The sequence below is a fragment of the Streptomyces sp. NPDC054866 genome (assembly GCF_053610745.1).
The window spans coordinates 971311-987591 of the sequence record NZ_JBSGZA010000001.1; the positions used below are offsets into that span (position 1 = coordinate 971311).

General features: G+C 70.5%; 16 protein-coding genes. 8 read left to right on the forward strand and 8 right to left on the reverse strand.

Annotated features, from left to right (window positions below):
- Window positions 1-41 precede the first annotated feature (41 nt).
- From ACWGI2_RS04105 to ACWGI2_RS04120, 4 genes are all read right to left on the reverse strand, one after another.
- Complete coding sequence (locus ACWGI2_RS04105; RefSeq protein ID WP_453394569.1) at window positions 42-1013, reverse strand: acyl-ACP desaturase; 972 nt, start codon at window positions 1011-1013, stop codon at window positions 42-44.
- A 182-nt stretch (window positions 1014-1195) separates the two neighbouring features.
- Window positions 1196-1972: a dimethylargininase gene (ddaH, locus tag ACWGI2_RS04110; RefSeq protein ID WP_453394570.1), complete on the reverse strand. Its 777-nt coding sequence runs from the start codon at window positions 1970-1972 to the stop codon at window positions 1196-1198.
- A gap of 73 nt (window positions 1973-2045) precedes the next feature.
- Window positions 2046-4337: an ATP-binding cassette domain-containing protein gene (locus ACWGI2_RS04115; protein ID WP_453693695.1), complete on the reverse strand. Its 2292-nt coding sequence runs from the start codon at window positions 4335-4337 to the stop codon at window positions 2046-2048.
- Between the two features lie 10 nt (window positions 4338-4347).
- Window positions 4348-5979, reverse strand: a complete 1632-nt coding sequence (locus tag ACWGI2_RS04120) for an ABC-F family ATP-binding cassette domain-containing protein (RefSeq protein ID WP_453693697.1) — start codon at window positions 5977-5979, stop codon at window positions 4348-4350.
- Between the two features lie 312 nt (window positions 5980-6291).
- On the opposite strand from ACWGI2_RS04120, the gene ACWGI2_RS04125 reads away from it, so the two are divergent.
- Entirely contained in the window at window positions 6292-6969 is a 678-nt protein-coding gene (locus ACWGI2_RS04125; protein WP_453693699.1) for a GOLPH3/VPS74 family protein, read from the forward strand.
- Window positions 6970-6988: 19 nt separating this feature from the next.
- On the opposite strand, the gene ACWGI2_RS04130 is transcribed toward ACWGI2_RS04125, so the two are convergent.
- Window positions 6989-7405, reverse strand: a complete 417-nt coding sequence (locus ACWGI2_RS04130) for an SsgA family sporulation/cell division regulator (protein WP_453394574.1) — start codon at window positions 7403-7405, stop codon at window positions 6989-6991.
- A 171-nt stretch (window positions 7406-7576) separates the two neighbouring features.
- Here ACWGI2_RS04130 and ACWGI2_RS04135 point away from each other — a divergent pair, with 171 nt between their 5' ends.
- Window positions 7577-8701: a WD40/YVTN/BNR-like repeat-containing protein gene (locus tag ACWGI2_RS04135; protein ID WP_453693701.1), complete on the forward strand. Its 1125-nt coding sequence runs from the start codon at window positions 7577-7579 to the stop codon at window positions 8699-8701.
- Here the strand turns inward: ACWGI2_RS04135 and ACWGI2_RS04140 are convergent.
- Window positions 8698-8994: a YciI family protein gene (locus ACWGI2_RS04140; protein WP_453394576.1), complete on the reverse strand. Its 297-nt coding sequence runs from the start codon at window positions 8992-8994 to the stop codon at window positions 8698-8700. The two genes, ACWGI2_RS04135 and ACWGI2_RS04140, sit on opposite strands and share 4 nt — an antisense overlap.
- A 215-nt stretch (window positions 8995-9209) precedes the next feature.
- Here ACWGI2_RS04140 and ACWGI2_RS04145 point away from each other — a divergent pair, with 215 nt between their 5' ends.
- A complete protein-coding gene (locus ACWGI2_RS04145) occupies window positions 9210-9812 on the forward strand; it encodes a hypothetical protein (protein WP_453394577.1) in 603 nt (200 codons plus the stop codon).
- 56 nt (window positions 9813-9868) lie between these two features.
- A complete protein-coding gene (nfi, locus tag ACWGI2_RS04150; RefSeq protein ID WP_453693703.1) occupies window positions 9869-10573 on the forward strand; it encodes a deoxyribonuclease V in 705 nt (234 codons plus the stop codon).
- 3 nt (window positions 10574-10576) lie between these two features.
- Here nfi and ACWGI2_RS04155 read toward each other — a convergent pair whose 3' ends face one another.
- Complete coding sequence (locus ACWGI2_RS04155; protein WP_453693705.1) at window positions 10577-11788, reverse strand: saccharopine dehydrogenase family protein; 1212 nt, start codon at window positions 11786-11788, stop codon at window positions 10577-10579.
- A gap of 84 nt (window positions 11789-11872) precedes the next feature.
- Here ACWGI2_RS04155 and ACWGI2_RS04160 point away from each other — a divergent pair, with 84 nt between their 5' ends.
- On the forward strand, window positions 11873-12259 hold the full coding sequence (locus tag ACWGI2_RS04160; RefSeq protein WP_453394580.1) for an MmcQ/YjbR family DNA-binding protein: 387 nt from the start codon (window positions 11873-11875) through the stop codon (window positions 12257-12259).
- A 56-nt stretch (window positions 12260-12315) separates the two neighbouring features.
- On the opposite strand, the gene ACWGI2_RS04165 is transcribed toward ACWGI2_RS04160, so the two are convergent.
- Window positions 12316-12765, reverse strand: a complete 450-nt coding sequence (locus ACWGI2_RS04165; RefSeq protein WP_453693707.1) for a DUF523 domain-containing protein — start codon at window positions 12763-12765, stop codon at window positions 12316-12318.
- Between the two features lie 144 nt (window positions 12766-12909).
- Here ACWGI2_RS04165 and ACWGI2_RS04170 point away from each other — a divergent pair, with 144 nt between their 5' ends.
- The 3 genes from ACWGI2_RS04170 to ACWGI2_RS04180 are packed head-to-tail and all read left to right on the forward strand — an operon-like array spanning window position 12910 to window position 16253.
- The gene (locus ACWGI2_RS04170; RefSeq protein ID WP_453693709.1) at window positions 12910-14067 is read left to right on the forward strand and encodes a CaiB/BaiF CoA transferase family protein; all 1158 of its coding nucleotides are present in this window, start codon (window positions 12910-12912) and stop codon (window positions 14065-14067) included.
- Window positions 14067-15092, forward strand: coding sequence for an LLM class F420-dependent oxidoreductase (locus ACWGI2_RS04175; RefSeq protein WP_453394583.1), 1026 nt, complete (start codon window positions 14067-14069; stop codon window positions 15090-15092). The genes ACWGI2_RS04170 and ACWGI2_RS04175 overlap by 1 nt, the downstream gene beginning before the upstream one ends.
- 18 nt (window positions 15093-15110) lie before the next feature.
- Entirely contained in the window at window positions 15111-16253 is a 1143-nt protein-coding gene (locus ACWGI2_RS04180) for an acyl-CoA dehydrogenase family protein (protein WP_453693711.1), read from the forward strand.
- The last annotated feature ends 28 nt before the right edge of the window (window positions 16254-16281 follow it).

The following is a 16281-nucleotide window of genomic DNA, read 5'->3' on the forward strand; positions in this document are numbered from 1 at the left end:
GCCGCGAAGCGGCGTTCTCGGGCCCACCCACCCCGGGGTGCCTACTTACCCCGAGCCGCCATCCGCGCCTTGCGCGCGGCCAGCTTCTCGTCGAACTTGGCGGCCTCGGTGTCGAGCCCGTTCATGTACAGACCGAGCTCCTCCTGCGCCTTGAGACCCTCGGGGCCGAGCCCGTCGATGTCCATGACCTTGAGGTAGCGAAGGACGGGCTGGATCACGTCGTCGTGGTGGATGCGCATGTTGTAGATCTCGCCGATCGCCATCTGCGCGGCGGCCCGCTCGAAGCCGGGCATGCCGTGTCCGGGCATCCGGAAGTTGACCACGACGTCGCGCACGGACTGCATCGTGAGGTCCGGGGCGAGCTCGAAGGCCGCGCCCAGGAGGTTGCGGTAGAAGACCATGTGGAGGTTCTCGTCGGTGGCGATGCGCGCCAGCATCCGGTCGCAGACCGGGTCGCCCGACTGGTGGCCGGTGTTGCGGTGCGAGACGCGGGTCGCGAGCTCCTGGAAGGCCACGTACGCGACCGAGTGCAGCATCGAGTGGCGGTTGTCGGACTCGAAGCCCTCGGCCATGTGCGCCATGCGGAACTGTTCGAGCTTGTCCGGGTCCACGGCACGCGAGGCAAGGAGGTAGTCACGCATCACGATGCCGTGGCGGCCCTCCTCGGCGGTCCAGCGGTGCACCCAGGTGCCCCAGGCGCCGTCGCGGCCGAAGAGGGACGCGATCTCGTGGTGGTAGCTGGGGAGGTTGTCCTCGGTCAGCAGGTTGACGACGAGGGCGATCTTTCCGATGTCGGTGACCTTGGACTGCTCGGGCTCCCAGGCCTCGCCGTCCTCGAAGTAACCGGGGAAGTTCCGGGCGTCGGAGAACGGCACGTACTCGTGCGGCATCCAGTCCTTCGCCACCTTCAGGTGGCGGTTGAGCTCCTTCTCGACCACTTCTTCCAGGGCGAACAGCAACCGGGCATCGGTCCAGTCGTCCGTGCTGCCGAGATGAGGAGAGGTGATCGTCACGGGGGCTCCAGGGGGACGGGAGTTTTTTTGCGGATTACGTGCGTAGGGGTTACGCGATAGCACGAGCGGGTGCTACCTACCTACGGTCTCGTAGGTTACGTTGCCGTAGGTTAAGCCCTCCGTAAAGTGCCTGAGTCGCCGGGGCCCACGGGCCTCTCTCGTCCCGCCCGCCTCAGGACTGGTCAGGCGTACAGCTCCCTGAGACGCACTGAGAGGCATGTCACACAGCCTTCGAGCTTCTCGAACTCGCTGATGTCCACCACGACCGGATCGAAACCGAGATCCGCGAGCAGCTCCGCGCTCTTCGGCGCGCTCGCCGCGAGCAGCAGTTTCGCGCCACCGAGCAGCACCACGTGGGCCCCGGACTCCTCGGGGACGGGCAGGAAGCGCGGGAAGAGCGAAGGGGAGTCCACGAGCGGCGGGTGGCCGATGACCGTGCCGTCCGGCAGCGCGGTCACCGCCGACTTCAGATGCAGGACCTTGCTGACGGGGACGGCCACGACCCGCGCCCCCAGCGGCTCGAAGACGGCCCGCAGCTGCCGGACGCCGGCGGCGTTCGTGCGCCCGCCACGCCCCACGTAGATCGTGTCGTCGATCTTGAGGATGTCGCCGCCGTCCAGCGTGCCCGGCTCCCACACCCAGTTCACGGAGGCGCCGAGCCGGGCCACCGCCTCCTCCACGGCGGCGGTCTCCGCCCGCCGGGACTCGGCGCCGGGCCGGGCGATCAGCGCGACGTTGCGGAAGACGACGACCGTGTCCTCGACGAAGACCGAGTCCGGGCAGTCGTCGGCCGGCTCCACCTCGACCGTCTCCCAGCCGTGCGCCCGCAGCGCGTCGGCGTACGCCTCCCACTGTTCGACGGCGAGCCCGGCGTCCACCGGGGTTCGCTCGACATGCGTGACCAGGCCTTCGGCGAGACGCGGGCTCGGACGGCGGATCAGCGCTTTCCTGCTGGGCACGGCTGGGTCTCCGTAGGTGCGGGAGCGGTGGGGCGCCCGGTCCGGCGGGGACCGGATCAAGGCGCTCCCGCCATCATGCAGCGTGCGAGGGCTCCAGGCCCAGGTCTCGTCGCAGATGCGCGGCGGTGAACGATCCTTCCGCGTCGATCAGCTGTTCCGGGGTGCCCTCGAAGACGATCCGGCCGCCGTGCTTGCCGCCGTCGGGGCCGAGGTCGATCACCCAGTCCGCGTGCTTGACGACCTGGAGGTTGTGCTCGACGACGATCACGGTGTTCCCCGCGTCGACGAGGCGGTCCAGGAGGGCCAGCAGGCCGTCCACGTCCGCCATGTGCAGACCGGTCGTCGGCTCGTCGAGGACGTACGTCGTACCGGTGCGGTGCAGTTGCGTGGCGAGCTTGATGCGCTGCCGCTCGCCCCCCGACAGGGTGCTCAGCGGCTGCCCGAGCGTCAGGTAGGTGAGCCCCACGTCGTGCAGGGCCCGCAGCCTGCGCCGCATGGCCGTGTCGTCGACCGCGGTGAGGAAGTCGAGGGCGCGCTCGGCCGTCATGTCGAGCACATCGGCGATGGAGCTGCCGCCGACGGTCAGCCGGAGCACCTCTTCCTTGAAGCGTCGCCCCTCGCACGCCTCGCAGGTCGTCGTCACCGGATCCATGAACGCGAGGTCGCTGTAGATGATCCCGCGCCCCTGGCAACTCTCGCACGCACCATGGGAGTTGAAGCTGAACAGCCCCGCCTCCTGGCCGGTCTCACGCGCGAACAGCTTGCGCAGCGAATCCATGATCCCGAGGTACGTCGCCGGGGTCGAGCGGCCCGAGATGCCGATGCCCGACTGGTCCACGACCACGGCGTCCGGATGCTCGGCCACGAACGCCCCCGACACCAGCGTGCTCTTGCCCGAGCCCGCGACGCCCGTCACCGCCGTGAGCACCCCCGTCGGCACGCGCACGCTGACGTCCTTGAGGTTGTGCAGATCGGCGCCCTTGACCCACCGCCCGCCGATGGCCTCGCGCGGGCTCTCCTTGATGCCCGTGGAGCGCCGCAGGTGCCGGCCGGTGAGGGTGTCGGCGCGGCGCAGCTCGTCGGGTGTCCCCTCGAAGACGACCAGACCGCCGCCCGTGCCCGCAGCCGGGCCCATGTCGACGACGTGGTCGGCGACGGCGATCACGTCCGGGTCGTGCTCGACGACCAGGACGGTGTTCCCCTTGTCGCGCAGGCGCAGCAGCAGGTCGTTGAGCCGTCCCACGTCACGCGGGTGCAGGCCGACGCTCGGCTCGTCGAAGATGTACGTCATGCCGGTCAGGCTGGAGCCGAGGTGCCGCACCGTCTTCAGGCGCTGGCCCTCGCCGCCGGACAGCGTGGACGTCTCGCGGCCGAGGCTGAGGTAGCCGAGCCCGATCGCCTCGATCCGTTCGAGCGCCGCCACGGCCGCCGACGCGATCGGTCCCGCCACCGGGTCGTCGATCGGCTCCAGGGCGGCGATGAGGTCGGTGACCTCCATGCGCGAGCAGTCGGCGATGTTCATGCCGCCGATACGGGTGGCGAGCGCCGCCGGGTTGAGCCGCGCCCCGTCGCAGGCGTCGCACTCGCCCTCGACGAGGAAGCGCTGCACCAGATCACGGGTCTTCTGGGAGAGCGTCGACAGATCGCGGTTGAGGTAGAGCCGCTCGAAGCGGTCCGCGAGCCCTTCGTAGTCGATGTCGCGCGCGCCGCCGGTGTTGTCGACGTTGACCTTGCCGCCCTGCTTTCCGCCGCGCATGAGGAACTCCCGCTCCCGCGCGGTGAACCGGCCCACCGGCTTGTGCGTGTCCAGGTCGGGGGTGTTGGTGTACGTCTGGCCCTGCCAGGTCCCCGCGGCGAACGGCGGGAAGAGGATCGCGCCGTCCGCCAGGGACTTGGCGGGGTCGAGGATGCGGTCGTAGTCGGGCCGCACGGTCTTGCCGAGGCCGTGGCACCGGGGACACATGCCCGACGGGTCGTTGAACGAGTACGCGGTGGCCGGACCGGCACTCGGTGTGCCGTGCCGCGAGAACAGCACGCGCATCACCGAGTAGATGTCCGTCATCGTGCCCACCGTCGACCGGGAGTGGCCGCCGATCGGCCGTTGGTCGACGACGATCGCGGGCGAGAGGTCCTCCATGGTCTCCGCGTGCGGCCGCTCGTACTTCGGCAGCCGGTTGCGGACGAACCACGTGAAGGTCTCGTTCAGCTGACGCTGCGACTCGACCGCGATCGTGTCGAACACGACCGACGACTTCCCCGACCCCGATACGCCGGTGAAGACCGTGAGCCGGTCCTTGGGAATGCGCAGGCTCACCTCCTTGAGGTTGTTCTCACGGGCTCCGGTGATGGTGATGTATTGGTGCATACACGCGAAGCTAGCCGGGATACCCGACAGCTTCTGTCCTGATTTCCTTGATTTCTCCATCGAGGAGAAGCCAGCGTGTGATGCCGATCGACTCCAGGAACGGCACGTCGTGACTGGCCACGATCAGCGCACCCTCGTACGACTCCAGGGCCGTGGCGAGCTGCTTCACGCTCGCCATGTCGAGGTTGTTCGTCGGCTCGTCGAGCATCAGGAGCTGCGGCGCGGGCTCCGCGAGCAGCAGCGCGGCCAGTGCCGCACGGAACCGCTCGCCGCCCGACAGGGTCGCCGCACGCTGATCGGCCCGCGCTCCCTTGAACAGGAAGCGGGCCAGGCGGGCCCGGATCCTGTTGTTGGTGGCGTCGGGGGCGTAGCGTGCCACGTTCTCGGCGACGGTCAGTTCCTCGTCCAGCACGTCGAGCCGCTGGGGCAGGAAACGCAGCGGAACATGCGCCTGCGCCTCGCCCTCCACGGCCTCCAGCTGTCCGGCGATCGTCCGCAGGAGCGTGGTCTTGCCCGCGCCGTTGCGGCCGATCAGCGCGACCCGCTCGGGGCCGCGCAGCTCGAACTCGCCCTGTACGCGCGCTCCATAGCGCAGGGAGAGCTCGCGCAGCGTGAGTACGGTGCGGCCCGGCGGGACCGCGGTGAACGGCAGGTCGACGCGGATCTCGTCGTCGTCCCGCACCGCCTCGACGGCGTCGTCCAGGCGCTCCTTCGCCTCACTGAGCTTCTCCTCGTGCATGATGCGGTGCTTGCCCGCGGACACCTGGGCCTGGCGCTTGCGCTCGCTCATGACGACCTTCGGCTCGCGCTTGGTGTCCCACATCTTCTGGCCGTACCGCTTGCGGCGGGCCAACTTGACCTGGGCGTCGGCCAGTTCGCGTTTCTGCTTCTTCAGGTCGGACTCGGCGACGCGCACCATGCGCTCCGCCGCCTCCTGCTCGGCGGCGAGCGACTCCTCGTACGCGGAGAAGTTGCCTCCGTACCACTTGAGCTCTCCGTCCCGCAGATCGGCGATCTGGTCGACCAGATCGAGGAGTTCACGGTCGTGGCTGACCACGACCAGGACCCCCGACCAGGCGTCGACGGCCGCGTACAGGCGCCGACGGGCGTACAGATCAAGGTTGTTGGTGGGTTCGTCGAGCAGCAGTACGTCGGGCCGGCGCAGCAGCAGCGCGGCCAGGCGCAGCAGCACGGACTCGCCACCCGACACCTCGCCCGTGGTGCGATCGAGGCCGATGTGGCCGAGGCCGAGCTGGTCGAGGGTCGCCACGGCGCGCTCCTCGACGTCCCAGTCGTCGCCGACCGCCGCGAAGTGCTCCTCGGCCACGTCACCCGCCTCAATGGCGTGCAGGGCGGCGCGAGTTGCCGCGATGCCGAGCACCTCGTCGACGCGCAGACCGGTGTCGAGGGCCACGTTCTGCGGCAGATAGCCGATGTCACCCGCGACGTGGACAGCGCCGTCGCTCGGCGTGAGTTCACCGGCGATGAGCTTCAACAGGGTTGACTTTCCTGACCCGTTGACGCCGATGAGGCCGGTCCTGCCGGGACCGAAGGCCACCTGGAGCCCGTCGAAGACACCGGTGCCGTCCGGCCAGGTGAAGTCGAGCGACGTGCACGTGATGGAAGTGGGGTAAGTAGACATGTGGTCCTCGCGGTTGCGTGAGATGAAGCGCGGTCAGGGGCAACGCGTTTCGGGACACCGCGGGGCGCGACAGCAGGACGGGAGCAGCGTCGTCACAGGAGGCGAGGGCAGAAAAATGGGCCCTGCGTCAGGGGGACGGCTCAAGCGCCGAGGTCGCACGCTACGCACACGGACGAGCCGTGTGACGCGGTGACTCCAGACCTCAGACGAGCAACGTCCTACTCCTATCGGCGACAACAGAACCGCTATACACCGTAGGGTGCGACCCGGCGACTGTCAACGATTTATCGTGACCGCGAACAAGGAGGCCCGATGCCTTACGGCTCGCTCTCGCTGCCGACCCGGATCTTCCTGCTGGCCTGGGACACCGGTCGGAACAGGATCGCCGGCGCCCCGGAGCTGCACTACGCGGTGCGGGCCTGCGCGCTCGCGGAGCTGGCCCAGCGCGGACTCGTCTCGGACGTGGACGGCATCGTCACACCGGTCTTCGGCGCACGCACCGGAGACCCGGCACTCGACGGGGTCCTCGAACTCATCGAGGAGTCCCGGCCCCGCAAATGGAGCGGCTGGATCACCCACAAGTCCCGCTACTCCATGGACAGGGTGCGCGACCAGCTGGCATCCGAGGGCTATCTGCGGACGGAGCGCACCCGCGTCTTCGGGATCTTCCCCTCCCGGCGGTACGAACTGGAGCGCGCCGGATACGTCGAGGTCCTGCACGCCGAGGCGCTGGCGGTCCTGCGCGGTCCGGTGCCGGTCTCCGAGGTCCCCGCGGGCGACGCGGCCCTGGTGGTCTGCGCGGCGACGGGCAAGCTGCGCGCCGTCATCTCGGGCAAGGACCGCAGGCAGTACAAGGACCGGCTCGACGCGCTCACCGACCGGAGCGGGGCCCCGGCCCCGGAGCTCCCCGAGCTGATGCGGGGGCTGCACAAGGCGCTGGCCTCGGCGGTGACGTACGCGGAGGCGGCGAGGTCGGGCGGCGGGGGCTGAGGGTCGGCAGGGGGGCGGTTCAGCAGGCGTCCCGCATCAGATCGGCGAGGTCCTGGTCCAGGTCGACGTACAGATGCTCGTCGCCCGTGGGCACCAGGGCCAGGGAGCGGTCCAGGAAGCGGCGCAGCTCGCCGGTGCGGATGTGGACGATCGCGGTGCCCTCGGGGGCGTGGAACTCGACGACCGTGCGGTCGAAGCCGTACGGCCGCACGCGGACGTCGCCGTCGCCCACCGCCTGCTCCATGCCCTGCGCGAGCAGTTCACGGGCGAAGGTCCAGTAGACCTCGACGCCCTCCAGGGTCGCCGGGGCGGGGAAACTCATCCGGACGGCGAACGGATCGCTCCGGTCGTAGTGCAGTGTCGCGGGAATGGTCGACATCCGCGGTGCGGCGGCGACGAGGCGGGCCTCTACGGCTTGATCGATGCTGGTGGACAACGCCTGCTCCCTCAACTACAGCTGGACGACTCGGGTCGGCACTTGGATAGACGTCGGAATGACGGAATCCGTGCACGCGAACACGGAGTGACCTCGGTCACCGCGTGCTCTTCACCGTCTTCACAGAATTCCCGGAAGGAATCCTTCGTTCCGGTGGTAACTTCGCCCGCCATGAAGTCCTTGGGGAAGACGAGGAGGGCGCGGTCGCTGGGCCGTGCGGTGTCGGTGGGACTGTGCGGGGCGGCTCTCGCCGCGACGGCACTGGCCGCACCCGGGCTCGCCCAGGCGGCCCCCGCGGCTCCAGGGGGACAGCCGCAGCGGGGCGGGGGCTGGGACCTCAAGGACAGCGGCACCGACGCGCGCTTCCGCGGTCTCGCCGCGGTCAGCGGGAACACCGCCTGGGTGGCCGGCGCGAAAGGCACCGTGCTGCGCACCTCGGACGGCGGCCGGCACTGGCGGAACGTCTCCCCGCCCGGAGCCGCAGAGCTGGAGTTCCGGGACATCGAGGCCTTCGACGGCCGCCGCGCGGTGGTCCTCGCCATCGGCGAGGGCGAGGCCTCGCGGGTCTTTCGCACCGCGGACGGCGGAGCGACCTGGACGGAGTCCTTCCGCAACACCGACCCCAAGGCCTTCTACGACTGCATGACGTTCTTCGACCGGCGCCACGGCCTCGCGATGAGCGACCCGGTGGACGGCAAGTACCGCATCCTGTCCACCGCCGACGGCGGCCGCTCCTGGAAGGTCCTGCCCAGCGACGGCATGCCCGCCGCGCAGGAGGGCGAGGCGGGCTTCGCGGCGAGCGGCCAGTGCCTGGTGAGCTCCGGCTCCCGCGACGTGTGGCTGGCCACGGGTGGAGGGGCACGCGCGCGTGTCCTGCACTCCGCCGACCGCGGCCGCACCTGGACGGCCACGGACGCCCCGATCCCGGCGGGCGACCCCGCGCGCGGTGTCTTCGGCCTCGCCTTCCGCGACCGTACGCACGGCATCGCGGTCGGCGGCGACTACCGCGCCGGCCAGCCCTCTCCGAAGGCGGCGGCCACCACCGGCGACGGCGGCCGCACCTGGACCGCGGCAGCCGAGCCGCCGCCCGCGTACCGCTCCGGGGTGGCCTGGCTGCCGGGGAGCCGCAAGGGCGCGCTCGCGGTCGGGCCGACCGGCACGGACGTCACGTCGGACGGCGGCCGCACCTGGCGGACGGTCGACCCGGGGTCGTACGACACCGTGGACTGCACCCGGGACCGGGCCTGCTGGGCGTCCGGCGAGAAGGGCCGGATCGCGCGCTGGGAGCGGAACTAGGGCAGCTGCTGCCGGTAAGGGGCGAGTGCCGGGGCCGTCTTCGTGGCGATGAACTCGGTGATGCGGTACTCGCAGACCTCCGCGAGCACGAAGGGGTCGCTCGCCGCGATCTTCTCGATGGCCGCGCGGTCGTCGGCCACAGCCAGGATCACGCCGCCGTCGCGCGGATTCTTGCGCCCGGAGGCGATGAAGACCCCCTGCGCGTACAGCTGGTCGAGCCACGTGACGTGGGCCTCCAGCTCCTTGTCGACGGCGGACACGGGCGCGGTGTAGGTCAACTCGAGAACGAACATGATCGCGAGGTTACCGCCGCGCGCCGCCATGTGCGGTCCGGGGCCGGGGTGTTCGCTTCGTCCCATATCCGTAGCAAGTGTGAACGTGCGATGTGTGCACGGTACGGAATCGCCTCGACCACTTGCGTAGTCGCCCCTTATGCTGACCGCTCAACCGGCCGCGCCATGGGGTGACTTCGTGCTGCGCGCCGGCCCATTTCTGTCTGGAGTTCACTTTGCTGTACAGGAAGACCGCTTTGCGCGTTGCCGCACCCGTGGCCGTGCTCGCCCTCGCGCTGACCGCCTGCGGTGGTGGCGACAAGAAGGACTCGGCGGACAAGCCGAAGGGCGGGGCGAACGAGCCCAAGGCCAAGCCGAAGCCCGAGTCCGGCGGCGAGCTCGGCACCGGCGAGAGCGCCACCGGCAAGGTGAAGGAGGGCGACGCCTCCGTCACGTACGAGATCACCGGTCAGAAGGTCGAGCTGGGCACGGAGGCCGACACCAAGAAGATGGTGTCGGACCCCAAGGAGGCCAAGGGACTTGTCCCGGCCATCTCCTACGTGAAGTACACGCACAAGTCCGGTGCGCCCCTCAAGGAGACCCCGGACGCCAACGACGGCACCACGGTGTGGGCGGACGGACAGCGCGGCACCCTGGTCATCGGTGCCGCCGACGACGCGCCGGGCTGCGAGGACGCCTTGGACATCGAGGGCTGGAAGCAGGGCGAGACCCACGTCCTGTGCGACACCTACCTGGTGCCCAAGGACGCGAAGGACCTGGAGATCCACTGGGCCGAGGAGGACGGCGAGCCGTTCATCTGGAAGTTCGCGGCCAAGTAGCAAGCCGCCGGGCGGGCGGGGTGGGGGAAGGCCGAAGGCCTAGTCTTGACCGCACCATGACGACCCACGCCGCCACCCCCGCGCACATCCCCGCCGACTGGCCCGCCGACGAGCCGGCCGCACGCGCCGTCCAGGACGGACTCCGTGCGCGGGTCGTGCTCGACGAAGCGGGCCCCGAGCCGGGCACGGGACACGTCACGGGCGTCGACGTCGCCTACGACGACGAGCGCGACATCGTCGCCGCCGCGGTCGTCGTCCTGGACGCCGCGACACTCGACGTCGTCGAGGAGGCCACCGCGGTGGGCCGCGTGGCCTTCCCGTACGTGCCGGGCCTGCTCGCCTTCCGCGAGATCCCCACCGTCCTCGCCGCCCTGGAGGCGCTCGAAGCAGCCCCGGGCCTCGTCGTCTGCGACGGCTACGGCATCGCGCATCCCCGCAGGTTCGGCCTCGCGAGCCACCTCGGCGTCCTCACCGGGCTGCCCACGATCGGCGTCGCCAAGAACCCCTTCACGTTCACGTACGAGGCTCCGGACGCGCCGCGGGGGAGCGCGGCCCCGCTCCTGGACGGAGACGAGGAGATCGGCCGCGCCCTGCGCACCCGCGAGGACGTCAAGCCGGTCTTCGTCTCCGTCGGCCACCGCGTGAGCCTGGACAACGCCTGCGCCCACACGCTCCGTCTCACCCCGCGCTACCGCCTCCCGGAGTCCACGCGCCGCGCCGACGCCCTGTGCCGCGCGGCGCTGCGCGAGGCGACGGCCTAGGCCCTAGCGCGACGCCGCCACCCGGAAGCTGAGGCCCGCCGCCGTCAGCCGCGCCGTCAGGGCGTCGCCCATGGCCACCGCGGTGGTCACCTGCCCGGCCACGTCCGGCAGGTCGTCGTCGAGGACCAGGCACAGGGCCGCCTCGCCCAGCATCTTCGCCGTCTCGTCGTAGCCCGGATCGCCGCCCGAGACCTCCGTGAACACCCGCTTCCCGCCGCCCTCGCCGACGAACCGCACGGAGAACCAGCTCTCCGCGCGCCGCTGCTCGCTCGGCCCGTCGCCCGGCTTCAGGCGCGAGGACAACCACCGCCGCGCGGGCGGCAGTTGGGCAGCGGCCACCAGAGCGCTGACGGCCGCAGCGCCGCCCACCGCGAACGGCAGGGTCTTCACGGCCGCGTAGTGCCGGTACCGGAAGTCGGGCCCGTAGCGCTCCAGCGCCCGCGCCGAACGCTGCACGACCTGCGGGTCGATCGTCGGCAGGGGCAGAGCCCAGGCGCCGACCTCGCCCGCGTACCGGGGCGCGCTCGGCGGCGCGTACGCCTTGCGGTCGACCAGGCGCGGCTCGTGCCGCCGCCGGTCGCGCGCGGCGGTCAGCATCTGCGGTCCGCGCGCGAACTGGGTGAGCGCGGAGGCGAACGTGCCTCCGGAGAACGTCGCGTTGCTGCGTACGAAGCCGTCGACGCGCAGCGGCACGCCCTCCGGGAGCTGCTGCACGGTGAAGTACGCGCCCAGGTCGTGCGGGACCGAGTCGAAGCCGCAGGAGTGCACGAGGCGCGCGCCCGTCTCGCGTGCGCGGGCGTCGTGCCGTACGTACATGAGGTCGACGAACTCCGGCTCCCCGGTGAGGTCCACGTAGTCCGTGCCCGCCTCGGCGCACGCGGCGACGAGTTCCTGGCCGTACTCGAGATAGGGCCCGACGGTCGTGGCCACCACGCGCGCGTGGCCCGCCATCTCCCGGAGGGACGCCGGGTCCGCCACGTCCGCGCGGACGAGGGGGAGTTCCGCGCAGGCAGGGTGGGCTTCGGTGAGCTTGTCCCGCAGCCGCTCCAGCTTCCCGGTGTCACGCCCCGCGATCGCCCAGCGCAGCCCTTCGGGGGCGTGCGCCGCGAGGTACTCCGCGGTGAGCACGCCGACGAAACCGGTCGCTCCGAAGAGCACGATGTCGTACGCGCGGTCCGCCGCACGCTCCTTGCCGTTGCCGTTCTGACTGGTCATGGCACCTCTCTTCCCTGCACCCCGTGCCGATGTCGGTGGCCGAGGCTAGCGTGAGGGGTCGGAGTGGTTACCAGGAGGTACCCCATGGCTGTCTCGAAAAGTGCCCTGACGAAGTGGGAACGGGTGCGCGACTTCGCGCTCGGCATGCCGAGCGCGACCGAGGACTTCCCCTGGGGCGAGAGCGTCGCCAAGGTCAACAAGAAGGTGTTCGTCTTCCTCGGGACGGACGACGGCAGTTATCCCCTCGGGATCACCGTCAAGCTCACGGACGAGGCGGCACACGCCCATGCCCTGACGGCGCCGGGCGCGGAGCCGGCCGGGTACGGCCTGGGCAGGTCGGGCTGGGTGCGCGTCCCCCTGGAGGAGAAGGGCGCACCGGCCGCCGACCTGCTCTGCGACTGGGTCGAGGAGAGCTACCGCACGATCGCCACGAAGAAGCTGGTCGCGGAACTGGACGCCCGCGCCACGTGACGGACCGGGCCGCCCTGCGGCAGCCGCGCTCCGGCAGTCGCCCTGCGGCAGGAGTCTCACGCCCCGGGCGCCGACCGCACGGTGATCCCGTTCCGCTCGAACAGCGCCGCCGTCACGCCGTCGCCCGCCACCAGCTTCCCGTCGAATGACCCGTCGTGGACGAGCCCTCGCCCGCACGACGGGCTGCGTGGCATCAGGAGCGCCTCGGTACAACCCCCGCTCCGCGCGGCGGCCAGGGCGCGCCGGGCGCCCTCGATGAACTCGGCCGTCACGTCGTGGCCCGTGTCGTCGACGACACGGGCCGTGCCGTCGAGCACGTCGTGACCGTCGCCGCCGACGAGTTCGGCAGGGCGGCGCGGTGTCGGCAGACCGCCCGCCGCCTCCGGGCAGAAGGACACGACCGCGCGTCCCTCCACCGCCTCGTCGACCTGGGGCGACGCCTTGTCGCGGCCGTCGAAACGGCATGGCACCCCGCGTAGACACGCGCTGACCAGTACGGAATCCATGCGTCGAGGCTAAGCGCCGCGCATGCTTCCCCGAAATTGCCTAAGCGCTTGCTTGCTAGGGTCTTGTGCGGAGTGGAACACGTTCTTAGCATCACTGGTGTTACATCAGTTGTGTCATAGCTGTGTCATAGCGCTGGGGGCTCAATGGCAGTGCCGGACAAGGGCGTTCACGGACCGCTCGCAGGGGTGCGTGTGGTTGAGCTGGCGGGCATCGGGCCCGGCCCGTTCGCTGCCATGCTCCTCGCCGACCTCGGTGCCGACGTCGTACGCGTCGACCGACCGGGCGGCGGCGGTCTCGCGATCAACCCCGAGTACGACGTCACCAACCGCAACAAACGCTCCGTGATCGTCGACCTCAAGGCGGCGGACGGAGCGGACCGCGTCCTCGACCTGGTGGACCGCGCCGACATCCTCATCGAGGGCTACCGCCCCGGCGTCGCCGAGCGCCTCGGGGTCGGGCCGAGTGCCTGCCAGGCCCGCAACCCCAAGCTCGTCTACGGACGGATGACAGGGTGGGGCCAGGAGGGGCCGCTGGCCCAGCGCGCCGGGCACGACATCGCGTACATCGCGATCACCGGCACCCTCGGCATGATCGGCAACCCCGGTGAGCCGCCCACCGTCCCCGCGAACCTCGTCGGCGACTACGCGGGCGGCTCGCTCTACCTCGTCGTCGGTATCCTCGCCGCCCTGCACCACGCCCGCGCCACCGGCGCCGGGCAGGTCGTGGACGCCGCGATCGTCGACGGCACCGCGCACCTCACGTCGATGATCCACGGCATGCTCGCGGCCGGCGGCTGGCAGGACCGGCGCGGCGCCAACCTCCTGGACGGCGGCTGCCCGTTCTACGGCAACTACGAGACCGCCGACGGCGGTTACATGGCCGTCGGCGCCCTTGAGCAGCAGTTCTACGACGAGTTCATCGAGCTGCTCGGCCTCGCGGACCAGGCACCCGCCCGCAAGGACCTCGCCCGCTGGGGCGAGCTGCGCGAGGCGGTCGCCGCCCGCTTCAAGGAGCGGACGCGCGAGGAGTGGACGGCCGTCTTCGAAGGCTCCGACGCGTGCGTGGCCCCCGTGCTCTCCCTGCGCGAGGCGCCCGGCCACCCCCACCTCGCCGCCCGCGGCACCTTCGTCGACCACGGCGGCATCACGCAGCCCGCCCCCGCGCCCCGCTTCTCAACGACCCCGACCCACGTCCGCGGCGGTCCCGCCCAGCCGGGCGCTGACACCGAGGCCGTGGCCCGCGACTGGGACGTACCGGCCCTCGTCCAGCAGTCCGGCACACCCACGAAGGAAGACGACTGATGCAGCTCTCCGCACCTCTCGCCTACGCGGGCGACCCGCGCCAGGCCGCCGACGACATCGCGGCCCTGGAATCCGCCGGTCTGGACGCCGTCTGGGTGGCGGAGGCGTACGGCTTCGACTCGCCCACCATCATGGGCTACCTGGCCGCGCGCACCGAGCGTATGAAGATCGGCGCCGCGATCCTGAACGTCTACTCGCGCACCCCGGCCCTCATCGCCCAGACGGCGGCCGGACTCGACGCGATCTCCGGCGGGCGGGCGATCATCGGGCTCGGCGCCTCGGGCCCGCAGGTCGTCGAGGGCTGGCACGGAAAGCCCTACGACAAGCCCCTGGCCCGCACCCGCGAAGCCATCGAGCTGACCCGCCGCATCCTGCGCCGCGAGGTCATCGACCACCACGGCATCACGGACATGCCGCTGCCCGAGGAGAAGGGCGGCAAGCTGGGCAAGCCGCTCAAGATCCTCACCAGGCCGGTGCGTTCGGAAGTGCCGCTGTACGTCGCTTCCCTGGGCCCCGCCAACGTCCGCATGACCGCCGAGATCGCCGACGGCTGGCTGCCCACTCTCTTCATCCCGGAGAAGGCCCACCAGGTGTGGGGCGCTCCGCTCGCCGAGGGCAAGGAGAAGCGCGATCCGGCGCTCGGCCCGTTGCAGACGGTCGCGGGCGGACTGCTCGCCATCGGTGACGACGCGGCGGCCGTACGGGATATGGCCCGACCCCAAATCGCCCTCTACGTAGGCGGCATGGGCGCCCCGGGGAAGAACTTCTACAACGACCTCGCGGTCGCGTACGGCTACGAGAAGGAGGCCAAGCGCATCCAGGAGCTGTATCTCTCGGGCAAGAAGAAGGAAGCCGAGGCCGCTGTACCGGACGAGTTCTGCGAGCTCATGTCGCTGTGCGGACCCGAGAGCTACGTCCGTGAGCGTGTCGAGGCCTTCCGCGAGGCGGGCGTCACCATGCTCAACGTCATTCCCGTCGGCCCCGAGCCGGCCAAGTCGATCGAGACCGTCAAGGGCTGGCTCTAAGGCTCCAGGAGGCCGTACGTGAAGCGACAGATCTTTACCGCCGAACACGAGGCGTTCCGCGAGACCGTCCGCACCTTCCTGACCAAGGAGGTGCTGCCCCACTACGAGGAGTGGGAGAAGGACGGGATCGTCAGCCGTGACGCCTGGCTCGCGGCGGGCAAGCAGGGGCTCCTCGGGCTCGCCGTGCCCGAGGAGTACGGAGGCGGCGGGAACGCCGACTTCTGCTACAGCGCGGTCCTCGCCGAGGAGTTCACCCGCGCGGGAGCCTCAGGGCTCGCGCTCGGCCTGCACAACGACATCATCGGCCCGTACCTGACCTCCCTTGCCACCGAGGAGCAGAAGCGGCGCTGGCTGCCCGGCTTCTGTTCGGGCGAGATCATCACGGCCATCGCGATGACCGAACCGGGCGCGGGCTCCGACCTCCAGGGCATCCGCACCACCGCCACGGACCAGGGCGACCACTGGCTGCTCAACGGCTCCAAGACGTTCATCTCGAACGGCATCCTGGCCGACCTCGTCATCGTCGTCGCCAAGACCTCCCCGGAGGGCGGCGCGAAGGGCCTGTCCCTGCTGGTCGTCGAGCGCGGCATGGACGGCTTCGAGCGGGGCCGCAACCTCGACAAGATCGGCCAGAAGTCCCAGGACACCGCCGAGTTGTTCTTCAACGACGTACGCGTCCCCAAGGAGAACCTCCTCGGCGAGCTCGACGGCGCCTTCATCCACCTGATGACGAACCTCGCGCAGGAGCGCATGGGCATCGCCGTCGCGGGGATCGCCGCCGCCGAGAATCTCCTGGAGATCACCACCGCGTACGTCAAGGAGCGCGAGGCCTTCGGGCGCCCGCTCTCCAAGCTCCAGCACATCCGCTTCGAGATCGCCGAGATGGCCACCGAGTGCGCGGTCACGCGTACGTTCCTCGACCGCTGCATCGTCGATCACTCGAACGGGGAACTCGACGCCGTGCACGCCTCGATGGCCAAGTGGTGGGCCACCGAACTGCAAAAACGCGTCGCCGACCGCTGTCTGCAACTGCACGGCGGATACGGCTACATGACTGAATACCGCGTCGCCAAGGCCTTCACCGACGGCCGCATCCAGACGATCTACGGAGGTACGACCGAGATCATGAAGGAGATCATCGGCCGCTCCCTGCTCGCCTGAGCCCCGCCTTCTCCCCTCACCCTCACGT